Source organism: Streptomyces sp. NPDC018610 (assembly GCF_044391765.1).
Classification (GTDB): domain Bacteria; phylum Actinomycetota; class Actinomycetes; order Streptomycetales; family Streptomycetaceae; genus Streptomyces.
The window spans coordinates 120887-135786 of record NZ_JBISAL010000003.1; the positions used below are offsets into that span (position 1 = coordinate 120887).

At 72.6% G+C, this 14900-nt stretch carries 16 protein-coding genes; 8 read left to right on the forward strand and 8 right to left on the reverse strand.

Annotated elements, in window-relative coordinates; translation table 11 throughout:
- Positions 1–7 precede the first annotated feature (7 nt).
- The 4 genes from nhaA to ACH5A8_RS10070 all read left to right on the forward strand — a co-directional run bounded on the left by nhaA (position 8) and on the right by ACH5A8_RS10070 (position 3340).
- Positions 8–1453, forward strand: a complete 1446-nt coding sequence (gene nhaA / locus ACH5A8_RS10055) for a Na+/H+ antiporter NhaA (RefSeq protein ID WP_399000009.1) — start codon at positions 8–10, stop codon at positions 1451–1453.
- Positions 1454–1591: 138 nt separating this feature from the next.
- Positions 1592–2086 (forward strand): phage holin family protein, encoded by a 495-nt coding sequence (locus ACH5A8_RS10060; protein WP_396318759.1) that lies wholly within the window; start codon positions 1592–1594, stop codon positions 2084–2086.
- Entirely contained in the window at positions 2083–3033 is a 951-nt protein-coding gene (locus ACH5A8_RS10065) for an alpha/beta fold hydrolase (RefSeq protein ID WP_399000011.1), read from the forward strand. Before ACH5A8_RS10060 ends, ACH5A8_RS10065 begins: the two co-directional genes overlap by 4 nt.
- 127 nt (positions 3034–3160) lie before the next feature.
- Positions 3161–3340 (forward strand): hypothetical protein, encoded by a 180-nt coding sequence (locus tag ACH5A8_RS10070; RefSeq protein WP_399000013.1) that lies wholly within the window; start codon positions 3161–3163, stop codon positions 3338–3340.
- A gap of 81 nt (positions 3341–3421) precedes the next feature.
- Here the strand turns inward: ACH5A8_RS10070 and ACH5A8_RS10075 are convergent, their stop codons facing one another.
- The 3 genes from ACH5A8_RS10075 to nth form a co-directional block, all read right to left on the reverse strand.
- Complete coding sequence (locus ACH5A8_RS10075) at positions 3422–4621, reverse strand: MarP family serine protease (protein ID WP_399000015.1); 1200 nt, start codon at positions 4619–4621, stop codon at positions 3422–3424.
- 105 nt (positions 4622–4726) lie between these two features.
- Positions 4727–5440 carry an NUDIX hydrolase gene (locus ACH5A8_RS10080; RefSeq protein WP_399000017.1) on the reverse strand — a complete coding sequence of 238 codons (714 nt, stop codon included), beginning with the start codon at positions 5438–5440 and terminating at the stop codon, positions 4727–4729.
- A 175-nt stretch (positions 5441–5615) separates the two neighbouring features.
- The gene (gene nth / locus ACH5A8_RS10085) at positions 5616–6560 is read right to left on the reverse strand and encodes an endonuclease III (RefSeq protein WP_399000019.1); all 945 of its coding nucleotides are present in this window, start codon (positions 6558–6560) and stop codon (positions 5616–5618) included.
- Between the two features lie 275 nt (positions 6561–6835).
- Here nth and ACH5A8_RS10090 point away from each other — a divergent pair, with 275 nt between their 5' ends.
- Entirely contained in the window at positions 6836–7510 is a 675-nt protein-coding gene (locus ACH5A8_RS10090) for a Crp/Fnr family transcriptional regulator (RefSeq protein ID WP_009189818.1), read from the forward strand.
- 77 nt (positions 7511–7587) lie between these two features.
- Entirely contained in the window at positions 7588–8343 is a 756-nt protein-coding gene (locus tag ACH5A8_RS10095) for a nucleotidyltransferase domain-containing protein (protein ID WP_399000021.1), read from the forward strand.
- Between the two features lie 55 nt (positions 8344–8398).
- Here ACH5A8_RS10095 and ACH5A8_RS10100 read toward each other — a convergent pair whose 3' ends face one another.
- From ACH5A8_RS10100 to ACH5A8_RS10115, 4 genes are all read right to left on the reverse strand, one after another.
- Positions 8399–9229, reverse strand: coding sequence for an MBL fold metallo-hydrolase (locus tag ACH5A8_RS10100; RefSeq protein WP_399000023.1), 831 nt, complete (start codon positions 9227–9229; stop codon positions 8399–8401).
- A 172-nt stretch (positions 9230–9401) separates the two neighbouring features.
- A complete protein-coding gene (locus ACH5A8_RS10105) occupies positions 9402–10274 on the reverse strand; it encodes an NUDIX hydrolase (RefSeq protein WP_399000025.1) in 873 nt (290 codons plus the stop codon).
- A 333-nt stretch (positions 10275–10607) separates the two neighbouring features.
- Positions 10608–11072: a RidA family protein gene (locus tag ACH5A8_RS10110; RefSeq protein ID WP_399000027.1), complete on the reverse strand. Its 465-nt coding sequence runs from the start codon at positions 11070–11072 to the stop codon at positions 10608–10610.
- Positions 11069–11227: a DUF4177 domain-containing protein gene (locus ACH5A8_RS10115; protein WP_009189813.1), complete on the reverse strand. Its 159-nt coding sequence runs from the start codon at positions 11225–11227 to the stop codon at positions 11069–11071. The genes ACH5A8_RS10110 and ACH5A8_RS10115 overlap by 4 nt, the downstream gene beginning before the upstream one ends.
- Before the next feature lie 105 nt (positions 11228–11332).
- Between ACH5A8_RS10115 and ACH5A8_RS10120 the strand changes: the two genes are divergently transcribed.
- Positions 11333–12310, forward strand: a complete 978-nt coding sequence (locus tag ACH5A8_RS10120) for an ArsA family ATPase (protein ID WP_396318861.1) — start codon at positions 11333–11335, stop codon at positions 12308–12310.
- On the forward strand, positions 12307–13890 hold the full coding sequence (locus ACH5A8_RS10125; protein ID WP_399000029.1) for an ArsA family ATPase: 1584 nt from the start codon (positions 12307–12309) through the stop codon (positions 13888–13890). Before ACH5A8_RS10120 ends, ACH5A8_RS10125 begins: the two co-directional genes overlap by 4 nt.
- Positions 13891–14272: 382 nt before the next feature.
- Here ACH5A8_RS10125 and wblA read toward each other — a convergent pair whose 3' ends face one another.
- Entirely contained in the window at positions 14273–14611 is a 339-nt protein-coding gene (gene wblA, locus ACH5A8_RS10130) for a transcriptional regulator WblA (protein WP_019982590.1), read from the reverse strand.
- Positions 14612–14900: the final 289 nt, after the last annotated feature.

Sequence of the window (14900 nt, forward strand, 5' to 3'; positions counted from 1 at the left end):
GGTTCCCGTGACTGCGCCACGCCCCCGCTCCACCGCCACCCGCAAAGCGTTCGGACGCCTGTCCCTGCCCGAGCGGAACTTCGTCGCGGACGCGCTGCGCACCGAGACCGTCGGCGGCGTCCTGCTGCTTGTCGCCGCACTCGCGGCACTCGTCTGGGCGAACATCCCGGCCCTGCACGCCGGCTACGAGAGCATCAGCCACTTCCGCTTCGGCCCCGCCGCCCTCGGCCTCGACCTGTCCGTCGAGCACTGGGCGGCCGATGGACTGCTCGCGATCTTCTTCTTCGTGGCCGGGATCGAACTCAAACGCGAACTGGTCGCGGGCGACCTCAAAGATCCCCGAGCCGCCGCGCTACCGGTGATCGCGGCGCTGTGCGGCATGGCGGCGCCCGCCGCGGTCTACGCCCTCACCAACCTCGTCGGGGGCGGCTCCCTCGACGGCTGGGCCGTACCGACCGCCACGGACATCGCCTTCGCCCTGGCCGTCCTCGCCGTCATCGGCACCTCGCTGCCCGGCGCGCTGCGGGCCTTCCTGCTCACCCTCGCCGTCGTGGACGACCTGTTCGCCATCCTGATCATCGCGGTCTTCTTCACCGACCACCTGAACTTCGCCGCCCTCGGCGGGGCCCTCGCCGGCCTGCTCGTCTTCTGGCTGCTGCTGCGCAAGGGCGTGCGCGGCTGGTACGTGTTCGTGCCGCTCGGCCTGGTGATCTGGGGGCTGATGTACAACAGCGGCGTGCACGCCACCATCGCGGGCGTCGCGATGGGCCTGATGCTGCGCTGCACTCCCCGGGAGGGCGAGGAGCGCTCTTCGGGCGAGCGCATCGAGCACCTCGTGCGTCCTGTGTCGGCGGGGCTGGCCGTGCCGCTGTTCGCGCTGTTCAGCGCGGGCGTGTCCCTCTCCGGCGGGGCGCTGGCGGATGTGTTCACCAGGCCCGAGACGCTGGGGGTCGTGCTCGGTCTCGTCGTCGGCAAGACGGTCGGCATCTTCGGCGGGACCTGGCTCACCGCGCGGTTCACCAGGGCCTCGCTCAGCGACGACCTGGCCTGGGCCGACGTCTTCGCCCTGGCCACGCTCGCCGGGATCGGCTTCACCGTCTCCCTGCTCATCGACGAGCTGGCCTTCGACGGCGACCCGACGCTCACGGACGAGGTCAAGGCCGCCGTCCTCACCGGATCCCTCATCGCGGCGGCGCTCGCCACGGTCCTGCTCAAGATACGGAACGCCCGCTACCGCAGGCTGTACGAGGCCGAGGAGCGGGACGAGGACCTCGACGGCATCCCGGACGTGTACGAGCAGGACGACCCGGCCTACCACCTTCGGATGGCGGACATCCTCGAACACAAGGCCGCCGAACACCGCCGGATCGCCGAGGAGAAGGAGGCCGAACGGGCACGACGGCTTGCCGAAGTGCCGGGCGGGGCAGGCGAGCAGAACGACAGTCCGGCATGATCTGACGGGACGGTACAAAAAACAGGACCGTCACCGGCCAGGCGGACGTCGGGCATCGGCACGCGATGGCGGCAGCCGAAGCCGGACGGACGCCGGACGGAAGCACAACGCCCAGTCAGGCAGGAGAGGGAGACCGCGATGAGCGCACCCGACGGCAGCCCGGTCGGCGCCGAACGCAGCATCGGCCAGCTGTTCGCCTCGGCGACGACCGAGATGTCGGCGCTGGTGCATGACGAGATCGCGCTGGCCAAGGCCCAGCTGAAGCAGGACGTCAAACGCGGCGCGGTGAGCGGCGGCGCGTTCTCGGTGGCCGGGGCGGTGCTGCTGTTTTCGCTCCCGATGCTCAACTTCGCCCTCGCCTACGGCATTCGCACCTGGAGCGGCTGGAACCTCGCGGTCTGCTTCCTGCTGTCCTTCGCGGCCAACGTCCTCGTCGCCGGTTTCCTCGGGCTGATCGGCGTGGTCTTCGCGAAGAAGGCCAAGAAGGGCAAGGGCCCGCAGAAGGTCGCCGCGTCGGTCAAGCAGACGGCCGGTGTCCTGCAGCTCGCCAAGCCGCACCCGCGCCCGGAGACCCCCGCCCTGGAGGACCGCACGCCCGCCGCCATCGAGGCTGTGGCACGCTCGTCCTCATGACGGACCCCGCCACCCCTTCGGCGCAACCGACCTCGGTCGTACGGATCGGCCTGCCCGGCGACCGGGAGGTGACCCACCGGGACGTCGCCGCCAACGGCGCCCGTTTCCACATCGCCGAACTGGGCGACGGGCCCCTGGTGCTGCTGCTGCACGGTTTCCCGCAGTTCTGGTGGACCTGGCGGCACCAGCTGGTGGCCCTCGCCGACGCGGGCTTCCGGGCGGTGGCGATGGACCTGCGCGGCGTGGGCGGCAGCGACCGCACGCCCAGGGGATACGACCCGGCGGGCCTGGCCCTGGACATCACCGGGGTGATCCGTTCCCTCGGCGAGCCGGACGCCGCGCTGGTCGGCCACGACCTGGGCGGCTATCTGGCATGGACGGCGGCCGCGATGCGTCCCAAGCTCGTCCGGCGGCTGGCGGTGGCCTCCATGCCGCACCCGCGGCGCTGGCGCTCGGCGATGCTCGCGGACGTACGGCAGTCGGCGGCGAGTTCCTACATCTGGGGGTTCCAGCGGCCCTGGATCCCCGAGCGGCGGCTCACCGCCGACGACGGGGCGCTGGTGGCCCGGCTCATCCGGGACTGGTCGGGGCCCAGGCCGCCGGACGACGAGGCGGTGGACGTCTACCGCCGGGCCATGTGCATCCCGTCGACGGCGCACTGCTCCATCGAGCCGTACCGCTGGCTGGTGCGCTCCCTGGCGCGCCCGGACGGCGTCCAGTTCTACCGCCGGATGAAACGCCCCGTGCGCGTGCCGACACTGCACCTGCACGGCTCCCTCGACCCCGTCCAGCGCACCCGCAGCGCGGCCGGCTCCGGCGAGTACGTCGAGGCCCCGTACCGCTGGCGCCTCTTCGACGGCCTCGGGCACTTCCCGCACGAGGAGGACCCGGCCGCCTTCTCCGCCGAACTGGTCAACTGGCTGAAGGACCCCGAGCCCGACCGGTGACGGAGCCGTAGCGGCCGGTATCCGGACGTGAACACCTGTCCTTCGAACGGCCACTTGCCCGGCGCATAAGCCAATTGGGTTGCCCGAGGGCGGTTATCGACCTTGGGGCGGGGGCAGACGTCCCGGTATGGGCTGGACGCACGACTACAGTGACGTAGCAAGCACCCGCCGTTCGGCGAGCGGTCCGGGCTCCCCTCACCGGGATGTCCCGCAACTGACGGACACGGACCCCCGGGTGGGCATTCCGCGTATCCTGCGTCGCCGGGCCCGCTGGGTCTCCGTACGCCTGCGCCACCCTCGCGGCTGAGCCCCGAGGCCGCGACAGGCCTCCGCGTGCACCTCGTCCACCCGAACGGACCGCCCTCGGACGGCCCGCGCCCGGACGGGGCTACATCGCGCAGCTGTCGCTGTCCACCTGCTGGTTCGCCGTGCGCCCCTTGACGATGTCCTGCTGGATCTCGTCCGCGGTGAGCGCGTAACCGGTGTCGGGGTCGTCCAGGGACTTGGCGAACACCACGCCGTACACCTCGCCGTCGGTGGTGAGCAGCGGGCCGCCGGAGTTGCCCTGGCGGACGGTCGCGTAGAGCGAGTAGACGTCACGGCGGACGGTGCCGCGGTGGTAGATGTCCGGGCCGCTGGCCGGGATGCGCCCGCGTACGCGTGCGGCCCGGACGTCGTACGCCCCGTTCTGCGGGAAGCCGGCGACGATCGCGCTGTCGTCGCTGTGCGCGGCGGTGTCGGTGAACTTCAGGGCGGGCGCCTTCAGGTCGGGCACGTCGAGCACGGCGATGTCGCGGTGCCAGTCGTAGAGGACGACGGTGGCGTCGTACTTCCTGCCCACGCCGCCTATCTGGACGGTGGGTTCGTCGACGCCGCCGACGACGTGCGCGTTGGTCATGACGCGCCGCTCGCCGAAGACGAAGCCGCTGCCCTCCAGCACCTTTCCGCAGCTGTGCGCGGTGCCCACGACCTTGACGACGGACCGCTTGGCACGGTCGGCGACGACGCTGTGCCGCAGGGCCGGGTCCGGGGGCCGTACGTGGGTGATCGGCTCGTTGTCGAACGGGCTGAAGACCTGCGGGAAGCCGTTCTGCGCGAGCACCGAGGTGAAGTTGGAGAACCAGGTGTTGGCCTGCGCGGGCATCACCCCGGAGACCCCGATCAGCACCTTGGAGTTGCGCACCTGCTTGCCCACGGTCGGTATCGTCGTGCCGCCGAGGAGCGAACCGATCACCCAGGCGACGAGCAGCAGCGCGGCCACGTTGACGACGGCGCCGCCGGTCGCGTCCAGGGCGCGGGCCGGGGACCAGGTGATGTACACGCGCAGCTTGTTGCCGAGGTGGGTCGTCAGGGCCTGGCCGACCGAGGCGCACACGATGACGACGATGACCGCGACGACGGCCGCGGTGGTGCTGACCGGGGTGTTGTCCGTCAGCGCGTCCCAGATCAGCGGCAGCGCGTACAGGGCGACGACTCCACCGCCCAGGAAACCGATCACCGAAAGGATGCCGACGACGAATCCCTGGCGATAGCCGACGACCGCGAACCACACGGCGGTGACCAGCAGCAGGATGTCCAGCACGTTCACCGTGTCGAGCCTCGCCTCATCGTCTTTCGGTCACCGGTCACCGCGGGTCGGCCGGGCCGGTGGGGTGTTCCCGGGGGTCCGGACCGGACGGCACGGAACACCCTGTCATGACCCCCAGTCGAGCGGGACCTGCTTGCCGCGGTCCCACGGCAGCTCCCAGCCCGCGTAATGGAGCAGACGGTCGATGATCCCGGCGGTGAAGCCCCAGACAAGCGCCGATTCGACCAGGAATGCCGGGCCGCGGAAGCCGCTGGGATGGACCGTGGTGGCACGGTTGTCCGGATCGGTGAGATCCGCCACGGGGACGGTGAAGACACGGGCGGTCTCGGCCGGGTCGACGACGTCCACCGGCGTGGGCGTGTGCCACCAGCCGAGCACGGGTGTGACGACGAAGCCGCTGACCGGGATGTAGAGCCGGGGCAGGACGCCGAACAGCTGTACGCCGCCGGGATCGAGTCCGGTCTCCTCCTCGGCCTCGCGCAGCGCGGCCCGCAGCGGCCCCTCACCCTGCGGGTCGCCGTCCGCGGGGTCGAGCGCGCCACCGGGGAAGGAGGGCTGCCCGGCGTGCGATCGCAGTGAGCTCGACCGCTCCATGAGCAGCAGCTCGGGCCCGCGCTCGCCCTCCCCGAAGAGGACGAGCACGGCGGACTGGCGGCCCGCGCCGTCCTCCGGTGGCAGGAAGCGGCTCAGCTGGACGGGCCGGACCGTCTCGGCGACGCGCACCACCGGCTCCAGCCACCCCGGCAGCCCTTCCTTGCTGAGGACCACCGGACCGCCGGGCGTCACCGGACCGCCGCGCGCGGCGGAGGCGCCCGGCACCGCCGGACCGCCCCGCGCCGCCGCTGGGGCACCTCGCGTCGACGAAGCGTCCTGTGCCACCGAACCGCCCTGCGTGCCGCCCGCCGTCCCGCTCGTCCGCGTCATCGCCACCCCCGTCCCCGTAGTCGTCCTGCCGTGTCCAACGCCCGGCGGCACCGGGATCGTTCCGCCGGGGTCACCCGGCCGCACCCAGGGGCGGCGCGGGCTTGCCGCCCGCGTCCAGGTAGGACTGCGGCGGCTTCAGGCGCTGCCCGGGGAACCCGCCCTTCTCGTACTTCAGCAGCTTCCTGGCCTTCTCCGGGTCGGTCTCCCCCTCGCCGTACGCCGGGCACAGCGGGGCGATCGGGCAGGCCCCGCAGGCGGGCTTGCGGGCGTGGCAGATCCGGCGGCCGTGGAAGATCACGTGGTGCGACAGCATGGTCCAGTCGCTCTTGGGGAAGAGCGCGCCGACCGCGGCCTCGATCTTCACGGGATCGGTCTCGTCGGTCCACTGCCAGCGCCGCACCAGCCGCTGGAAGTGCGTGTCCACGGTGATGCCCGGACGGCCGAAGGCGTTGCCGAGGACCACGAAGGCGGTCTTGCGGCCGACGCCGGGCAGCTTGACCAGGTCCTCGAGCCGGCCCGGGACCTCGCCGTCGAACTCCTCCACCAGCGCCTTGGACAGGCCCATGACCGACTTGGTCTTGGCCCGGAAGAAGCCGCAGGGCCGCAGGATCTCCTCGACCTCCTCCGGGACGGCGGCGGCGAGGTCCTCGGGGGTCGGGTACTTCTCGAAGAGCGCGGGCGTCGTCTGGTTCACCCTCAGGTCGGTGGTCTGCGCGGACAGGACCGTGGCGACCAGCAACTGGAAGGGGTTCTCGAAGTCCAGCTCGGGGTGGGCGTACGGATAGACCTCGGCGAGCTCGCGGTCGATGCGGCGGGCGCGGCGGACGAGGGCGGTGCGCGACTCGTCCTTCGGCGGCTTCGGCGCCACGATCTTCGCGGGCGGCGCCTTCACCGCGGCGTCGGCCTTCTTCGCCGCGGCGGCCGCCTTCCTCGCCGGCCTGGCGGCCTTCGCCGTCTTCGCCGGCTTCCTCGCTCTCGCCGCTCCCCCTCCGCTCTCCGGCTCCTGTTCGCCCACGGCGGAATCCTGACGTACGACCACTCGCCCAGCCCCCTCGGCCTGTGCTCTCACCGGCGATTTGGACACCCGGCCAGCCTACGGCCCGGCACCGACATCCGCCCCGGACCCCGAAGATCGGCGCCCGATTGGACCCCTGCCGCGTACCCCGGCACACCTGTACGGCATCCTTGTGACAGATCACACTGTTTGGACCGTCCGGCAAAATGGGGAACACGGACCCCTGGCACCCAGGGGCACAAGATCCTCTGAGCAGGTCGACAAGGAGAGAACTCGTGGACGACGTTCTGCGGCGCAATCCGCTCTTCGCGGCGCTCGACGACGAGCAGGCCGCGGAGCTTCGCGCCTCCATGACGGAGGTGACCCTCGCACGCGGCGACTCGCTGTTCCACGAGGGCGACCCGGGCGACCGCCTCTACGTGGTCACCGAGGGCAAGGTCAAGCTGCACCGCACGTCCCCCGACGGCCGCGAGAACATGCTGGCCGTCGTAGGCCCCGGCGAGCTCATCGGCGAGCTGTCGCTGTTCGACCCGGGCCCGCGCACCGCCACCGCGACCGCGCTGACCGAGGTCAAGCTGCTGGCCCTCGGCCACGGCGACCTCCAGCCCTGGCTGAACGTGCGGCCCGAGGTGGCCGGCGCCCTGCTGCGCGCCGTGGCCCGGCGCCTGCGCAAGACCAACGACCAGATGTCCGACCTGGTCTTCTCCGACGTGCCGGGTCGCGTGGCCCGCGCCCTGCTGGACCTCTCGCGCCGCTTCGGCGTGCAGTCCGAGGAGGGCATCCACGTCGTCCACGACCTGACGCAGGAGGAGCTGGCCCAGCTGGTCGGCGCGTCCCGCGAGACCGTCAACAAGGCCCTCGCCGACTTCGCCCAGCGCGGCTGGCTGCGCCTGGAGGCCCGCGCCGTCATCCTGCTGGACGTCGAGCGGCTGGCCAAGAGGTCGCGTTGACGGCCTCCCCGGAAGCCGGCCCGCACAAGGGCCTCACTCCGGAGGGCTACATCGCGCGCGAAGGATCCCTCGCGCGCGTGCAGGGGACCTTCCGTCCCGTCGTCGAGGCCGCGCGGGAGCGGCTGCCGGACGTCTACGGAACCCGGCTGCACAGCGCGTACCTCTACGGATCGATCCCGCGCGGCACCGCGCGCGTGGGACGCAGCGACCTGGACCTGCTGGTCGCGCTGCGGGACGAGCCCACGGACGCCGACCGGCGAGCGGCCCTGGCGCTCGGTACCGCACTCGACCGTGAGTTCGAGCAGATCGACGGTGCCGGCACGCTGCTCTTCGGCCGGGAGCGGCTGCTCAGCGACCTGGAGCGGTACGACCTCGGCTGGTTCGTCGCCTGCCTGTGCACGCCCCTGCTCGGCGAGGACCTGGCCGCCCGGCTCCCCCGCTACCGCCCTGGCGACCCGCTGCTCGCCCGCGAGACCAACGGGGACCTGGCACTGCTCCTGCCCCGCTGGGGGGAGCGGATCGCCTCGGCCGAGGACACGGAGGCGGCCCGCAGGCTCCTGGTGCGGTTCATGTCCCGGCATCTGGTCCGGACCGGGTTCACCCTGGTCATGGCCCGCTGGCGCGGCTGGACCAGCGACCTGCACGAGATGGCCGCAGCGTTCGGCGCCCACTACCCCGCGCGGGCCGCGCAGCTGCGCGCGGCGGCCGCGTACGGGTACGACCCCGTCGGCGATCCCGCCGTGCTGCGCTCCTACGTCGACGACCTCGGCCCCTGGCTCGCCGGGGAGTACACGCGCGTGCACGGCGTCAAGGAACCGAGACCCACTCCGTAGCGGCCGGATCCGCCCCCTGAGGCCGCCCCGCCTGTCCGCCCGCCGAGGCAGCCGCCTAGATGATCCCGTGCTCCTCCAGGTACTCCAGTTGCGCCCGCACCGACAGTTCCGCCGCCGGCCACAGGGAGCGGTCCACGTCGGCGTACACATGGGCGACGACGTCGGCCGGTGTGCGGTGACCGTCCTCCACGGCCGTCTCGATCTGGGCGAGCCGGTGGGCGCGGTGGGCCAGGTAGAACTCGACGGCGCCCTGGGCGTCCTCCAGGACGGGGCCGTGCCCCGGCAGGACCGTGTGCACGCCGTCGTCGACGGTGAGGGACCTCAGCCGCCGCAGCGAGTCGAGGTAGTCGCCGAGGCGGCCGTCGGGGTGCGCCACGACCGTCGTGCCGCGCCCGAGGACCGTGTCGCCGGTGAGGACCGCCCGGTCGGCCGGGAGGTGGAAACAGAGGGAGTCGGCGGTGTGCCCGGGGGTCGGCACGACTCTCAGCTCCAGACCGCCCACGTCGATCACGTCTCCCGCGCCCAGCCCCTCGTCACCCAGGCGCAGCGCCGGATCGAGCGCGCGCACGCGCGTACGCGTCAGCTCCGCGAAGCGGGCGGCGCCCTCGGCGTGGTCCGGGTGGCCGTGGGTCAGCAGGGTCAGGGCGACGCGTTTGCCGGCCCGCGCCGCGGTGTCGACGACATTGCCCAGATGGCCGTCGTCCAGCGGCCCCGGGTCGATGACGACCGCCAGTTCCGAGCCGGGCTCGGAGACGATCCACGTGTTGGTGCCGTCCAGGGTCATGGCGGAGGCGTTGGGCGCGAGCACGTTGACGGCCCGCGCGGTGGCGGGGCCGGAGAGGACGCCGCCCCGGGGCTGTCCGGGGAGCGCTGCTGCGTCCGTCATGCGAGGGGACCTTCCTGGACTTCGGTCGGACTGGTCCGAGCCGGGACGGGCTCGGGCAGGCTGGTTCCGGCCGTGCGGGGCCGGGGTGTGCTGATTCCGGCCGTACGGGTCCGGGACGTGCCGACGGCCGTACGGGGCCGGGGCGGGGTGGGGCGAGCCGTGCGGAGCCGGGTCATGCGGGGGCCGGGCCGCCGGTCGGGACGTGCTTGGTGAACTCGTCGTGGCCCGGCCAGGACAGGACGACCTCGCCGTCCTCCAGCCGGGCCCGAGCGAGCACAGGCGTCAGGTCACGGTCCGGCGCCGCCGCGAGGGCCTCGGCGGGGCCGGCGTACGGGATCAGCTGACGCAGGGTGGCGACGGTGGGCGGCATCATCAGCAGCCGGCCCTCGTCGTACGCGGTCGCCGCGTCCCGGGGGCGGATCCACACCGTGCGGTCGGCCTCCGTGGAGGCGTTCCGGGTGCGCTGGCCCTCGGGGAGGGCGGCCACGAAGAACCAGGTGTCGTAACGGCGGGGCTCGAACTCCGGGGTGATCCAGCGCGTCCAGGCGCCCAGCAGGTCCGAGCGCAGGGTCAGGCCCCGGCGGTCGAGGAACTCGGCGAAGGAGAGCTCACGGGCGACCAGGGCGGCGCGGTCGGTCTCCCAGTCGTCGCCCGTGGTGTCGCCGACGACCGAGTCCGGTCCGGTCCCGGCGAGCAGGACGCCCGCCTCCTCGTACGTCTCCCGGACGGCCGCGCAGACGATCGCCTGGGCCGCTGTCTCGTCCACCCCGAGCCGGTCGGCCCACCACGCGCGCGTGGGGCCCGCCCAGCGGACCTGGTGGTCGTCGTCCCGGGGGTCGACGCCGCCGCCCGGGTACGCGTACGCGCCCGCGGCGAAGGCCATGGAGGCGCGTCTGCGCAGCATGTGCACGGCGGGGCCGGCGTCGGTGTCCCTGAGGAGCATGACGGTGGCCGCCCGTTTCGGCGCGACGGGGGTGAGGGCGCCGTCCGCGAGCGCGCGGATGCGGTCCGGCCAGTCCGGGGGGAACCACTGCCCATTCGCCATGGCCGGAGGCTATCCCGTGGCGCGCGAATGTTCGAGAGGTGCCCGTGGCCGGTAAGGCGCGCGACGCCTTCCAGGGGACGCGTCGCGATCCCGGCGTCCGCCCACCTCGGGCGAGCGGTCGCCCTCCGGCCGCCTCGGGGCCGTCCGCACGCGGGCCGTCCTGTGGCGAGGCGACGAGGCTCCGAGCGGCCGGGGCCCTCCGGGGACTCCCACGGAAGTCCCCCCGAGCAGGGGCCTCGCAAGGCCCGGCTGGGCCGGAGCCGGCGGCGCCGGGCGCCCGGGAGCCTCCCAGGGGCGCGGAACGCCCCTGCGGCGTACGCCTCCCAGATCCGCCTACGGCACCAGCTCGACCTGGATCTCCACCTCGACCGGCGCGTCCAGCGGGAGCACCGCCACGCCGACCGCGCTGCGCGCGTGCACGCCCTTGTCGCCCAGAACCTCGCCCAGCAGCTCGCTCGCGCCGTTGACGACGCCCGGCTGGCCCGTGAAGTCCGCGGCCGAGGCGACGAAGCCCACGACCTTCACCACACGGGCGATGCGGTCCAGGTCGCCCACGACGGACTTGACGGCCGCCAGGGCGTTCAGCGCGCAGGTACGGGCCAGTTCCTTGGCCTCCTCCGGGGTGACCTCGAGGCCCACCTTCCCGGTGACCGGGAGCTTGCCGTCCACCATCGGCAGCTGGCCGGCGGTGTAGACGTACGGCCCGGACTGCACGGCCGGCTGGTAGGCGGCCAGCGGCGGCACGACCTCGGGCAGGGTCAGGCCGAGCTCGGCCAGCTTCGCCTCGACCGCGCTCACGCCTGCTTCTCCCGCTTCAGGTAGGCCACCAGCTGCTCGGGGTTCGGGCCGGGCACGACCTGGACGAGCTCCCAGCCGTCCTCGCCCCAGGTGTCCAGGATCTGCTTCGTGGCATGGACGAGCAGCGGCACGGTTGCGTATTCCCACTTGGTCATGGGGCGACTGTAGCCGCTGATCCGCGCCCCGCCGGCGGCGACCACGACCACGGTTGTCCACAGCCTCCCGCGTGGTCCGTGCGCCGACTGGTTAGGCTCGAAGACGTGAGCAGGCTCCAGGTCGTCAGCGGCAAGGGCGGGACCGGAAAGACGACGGTCGCCGCCGCCCTCGCGCTGGCCCTGGCCACGGAGGGGAAGCGCACGCTCCTCATCGAGGTCGAGGGTCGGCAGGGCATCGCACAGCTCTTCGAAACGGAGGCGCTGCCGTATGAAGAACGGAAGATCGCCGTCGCGCCCGGGGGCGGGGAGGTGTTCGCACTCGCCATAGACCCCGAACTGGCGCTGCTGGACTATCTCCAGATGTTCTACAAGCTGGGCAGCGCCGGACGCGCCCTGAAGAAGCTCGGGGCCATCGACTTCGCCACCACCATCGCGCCCGGGGTCAGGGACGTCCTGCTGACCGGCAAGGCGTGCGAGGCGGTGCGCCGCAAGGACAAGAGCGGGCGGTTCGCCTACGACTACGTCGTCATGGACGCGCCCCCGACCGGACGCATCACCCGCTTCCTCAACGTCAACGACGAGGTGGCCGGGCTGGCCAAGATCGGCCCGATACACAATCAGGCGCAGGCGGTCATGCGGGTGCTCAAGTCGTCCGAGACGGCCGTGCATCTGGTGACGCTCCTGGAGGAGATGCCCGTCCAGGAGACCGTGGACGGCATCGCCGAACTGCGCGCCGCGCGGCTGCCGGTGGGCCGCGTCGTCGTGAACATGGTGCGGCCGCAGGTGTTGGACGCGGCCGACCTGGAACTCGTACGGACCGTTCCGCGCGCCGACCTGGCCCGGTCGCTGTCGTCGGCCGGACTCGGCGGAGCGCGGCGCGGCGGGAACGCCGAGCGGCTGGTGGACCCGTTGCTGGCCCAGGCCGAGGAGTACGCCGAGCGGTACGCGCTGGAGCAGGAGCAGCGCTCCGCCCTGGGCGAGCTGGACCTGCCGCTGCACGAACTGCCGCTGCTCGCCGAGGGCATGGACCTGGCGGGCCTGTACGAACTGGCGACCGAGCTGCGGAAGCAGGGGATGTCATGAGCCCGGATCAGGCCCTCGCGCGGGAGACCGAGCGTTCCTTCGATGGTGCGCCCCGGGGCGCCGTAGGCACCGGCGACGGCGCGCACGGGGCGGCGCGCGCGCAGGAAGCCGTGTTCGCGCGGGAGTCCTCCGCCCGGCGACGGCCGGACGCACCGGAGTCGTCCGACGCACCGGAGTCGTCCGACGCACAGGACCCGCAGGACCCGCAGGACCCGCAGGACCCGCAGGACCCGTCGGCCGCGCACGAGCCCTCGCGCGGGCACGAGAGCGCGCGTCGTCTCGCCCACACGCGTGTGCTCGACGTCGACCCGCTGCTCGACGACCCGAAGACGCGCATCGTGGTGTGCTGCGGCTCGGGCGGGGTCGGCAAGACGACCACGGCGGCGGCCCTCGGGCTGCGGGCGGCCGAGCGCGGGCGCAAGGTGGTCGTCCTGACGATCGACCCGGCCCGCCGCCTCGCCCAGTCCATGGGCATCGACTCGCTCGACAACGTCCCCCGCCGGGTGAAGGGCACCGAGGAGGACGGCGAGCTGTACGCCATGATGCTCGACATGAAGCGCACCTTCGACGAGGTCGTCGAGGCGCACGCGGACCGGGAGCGGGCCGCCGCGATCCTGTCGAACCCCTTCTACCAGTCGCTCTCGGCGGGCTTCGCGGGCACGCAGGAATACATGGCGATGGAGAAGCTGGGGCAGCTGCGGGCCAGGGACGAGTGGGACCTCATCGTCGTCGACACCCCGCCCTCGCGCTCGGCCCTGGACTTCCTGGACGCGCCCAAGCGGCTCGGCTCCTTCCTGGACGGCCGGCTGATCCGGCTGCTGACCGCCCCGGCGAAGCTGGGCGGACGCGCGGGGATGAAGTTCCTGAACGTCGGGATGTCGATGATGACCGGCACGCTCGGCAAACTGCTGGGCGGTCAGCTGCTGAAGGACGTGCAGACGTTCGTGGCCGCGATGGACACCACCTTCGGCGGCTTCCGTACGCGCGCGGACGCCACGTACAAGCTGCTCCAGGCGCCCGGGACGGCGTTCCTGGTGGTGGCGGCGCCGGAGCGGGACGCGCTGCGCGAGGCGGCGTACTTCGTGGAGCGGCTGGCCGCGGAGAGGATGCCGCTGGCCGGTCTGGTGCTCAACCGCGTCCACGGCAGCGGCGCCGACCGGCTGTCGGCCGAACGTGCGCTCGCCGCCGCGGAAAATCTTGAGGAGCCCCGCATTGTGGATCAGGGCGACGGGAAAGCTGGACTTCGTAACTCTCCCGAAACGCCGGGCAGTTCAGACTCGCCTGGTTCATCGCCCGGCACCTCGCGCGGCTCTTCCTCCGGCTCCCCCTCCGGTCCCGCCGCCGAGTCGGCCGACCCGGTCGACCAGGTCACCGCGGGTCTGCTGAAGCTGCACGCGGAGCGCATGCAGCTGCTCTCCCGCGAGCAGCGCACGCGGGACCGCTTCACCGCCCGGCACCCCGAGGTGGCGGTGGCCGAAGTGCCCGCGCTGCCCGGCGACGTGCACGACCTCGCGGGATTGCGCGACATCGGAGACCGGCTCGCGGACAACCGCCGCGAGCTGCCGGAACCCGGCGCCTGACAGCGCACGGCGGACACACGACAGACACGACAGGCACGACAGCGCATACGACACACGGCGCACGACGGAGGCACACCCTCGCATGAGCGGCGTACGCCGCGCGTGACAGGCGCACGCGGTACGGCCCGACACCTCGGCGCACCACAGGCGCGTACGGCGGGCGGACACGCGCGACAGACACACAGGGCGCGGCACGGCGCGTGACCGACATGACGGGCGTGCACGGCACGTCCCCGACCCACGTCACAGGCGCACATGTCCGGCGCACGTCCCCGACGTGCGCCGCGGACACCATGCCGCCCACGCACAGCACGCGGAGGGCGGGCGCGGAACGCCACGGACGTACCCGGGCCCATGCGCTGCCTTGGGCCCCCGGCGGGCCTCAGCCCACCGCGGCGTAGTCCTCGTACACCTGGTCGTCGTCGAGGGACACCAGGCCCGTCCCGCGCTCGTACTCCATGCGCGCCGTCTCCAGCAGCCGGCGCCACGAGGTGACGGTCGGCCGCCGACGCAGCAGCGCGCGGCGCTCCCGCTCCGTCATGCCTCCCCACACGCCGAACTCGACGCGGTTGTCGAGCGCGTCGGCGAGGCACTCGGTGCGTACCGGGCATCCGGTGCACACCGCCTTGGCCCTGTTCTGCGCTGCTCCCTGAACGAACAGTTCATCCGGATCGGTAGTGCGGCAGGCCGCCTGCGCACTCCAGTCGGTTACCCAGCCCATACCGGCGCCGTCCTCTCCCGAATCGAGGCTCCCCCACGGCGGCAGCGGCATATTCACCGCCGCCAGTTGAGGACGTTACGGAAGGTGGGCACAGCGCAACACCCCCAGCGGGCCCAATCTTGAATGGTCCGAACGGACTATGGGGCGGTGGCAGATCACCCGGGGGAGTGAGGTGACGACTTCTGCGACATTCCCGGCAGAACAGGATGGTTCAGGTGCGCCACAACGGACGCCGGGTGACACACAAGGCGATTCCGGCACGCGTGTCCCGTGCCCGCACAGCCTTCAC

Excerpts from the sequence above, each read along its gene's own strand:
- ACH5A8_RS10060 (WP_396318759.1), top strand. The coding sequence starts at position 1,592 with ATGAGCGCACCCGACGGCAGCCCGGTCGGCGCCGAACGCAGCATCGGC.
- ACH5A8_RS10065 (WP_399000011.1), top strand. The coding sequence starts at position 2,083 with ATGACGGACCCCGCCACCCCTTCGGCGCAACCGACCTCGGTCGTACGG.
- ACH5A8_RS10070 (WP_399000013.1), top strand. The coding sequence starts at position 3,161 with ATGGGCTGGACGCACGACTACAGTGACGTAGCAAGCACCCGCCGTTCG.
- ACH5A8_RS10100 (WP_399000023.1), bottom strand. The coding sequence starts at position 9,229 with ATGACGGACGCAGCAGCGCTCCCCGGACAGCCCCGGGGCGGCGTCCTC.
- ACH5A8_RS10105 (WP_399000025.1), bottom strand. The coding sequence starts at position 10,274 with ATGGCGAATGGGCAGTGGTTCCCCCCGGACTGGCCGGACCGCATCCGC.
- ACH5A8_RS10115 (WP_009189813.1), bottom strand. The coding sequence starts at position 11,227 with ATGACCAAGTGGGAATACGCAACCGTGCCGCTGCTCGTCCATGCCACG.
- ACH5A8_RS10125 (WP_399000029.1), top strand. The coding sequence starts at position 12,307 with ATGAGCCCGGATCAGGCCCTCGCGCGGGAGACCGAGCGTTCCTTCGAT.
- wblA (WP_019982590.1), bottom strand. The coding sequence starts at position 14,611 with ATGGGCTGGGTAACCGACTGGAGTGCGCAGGCGGCCTGCCGCACTACC.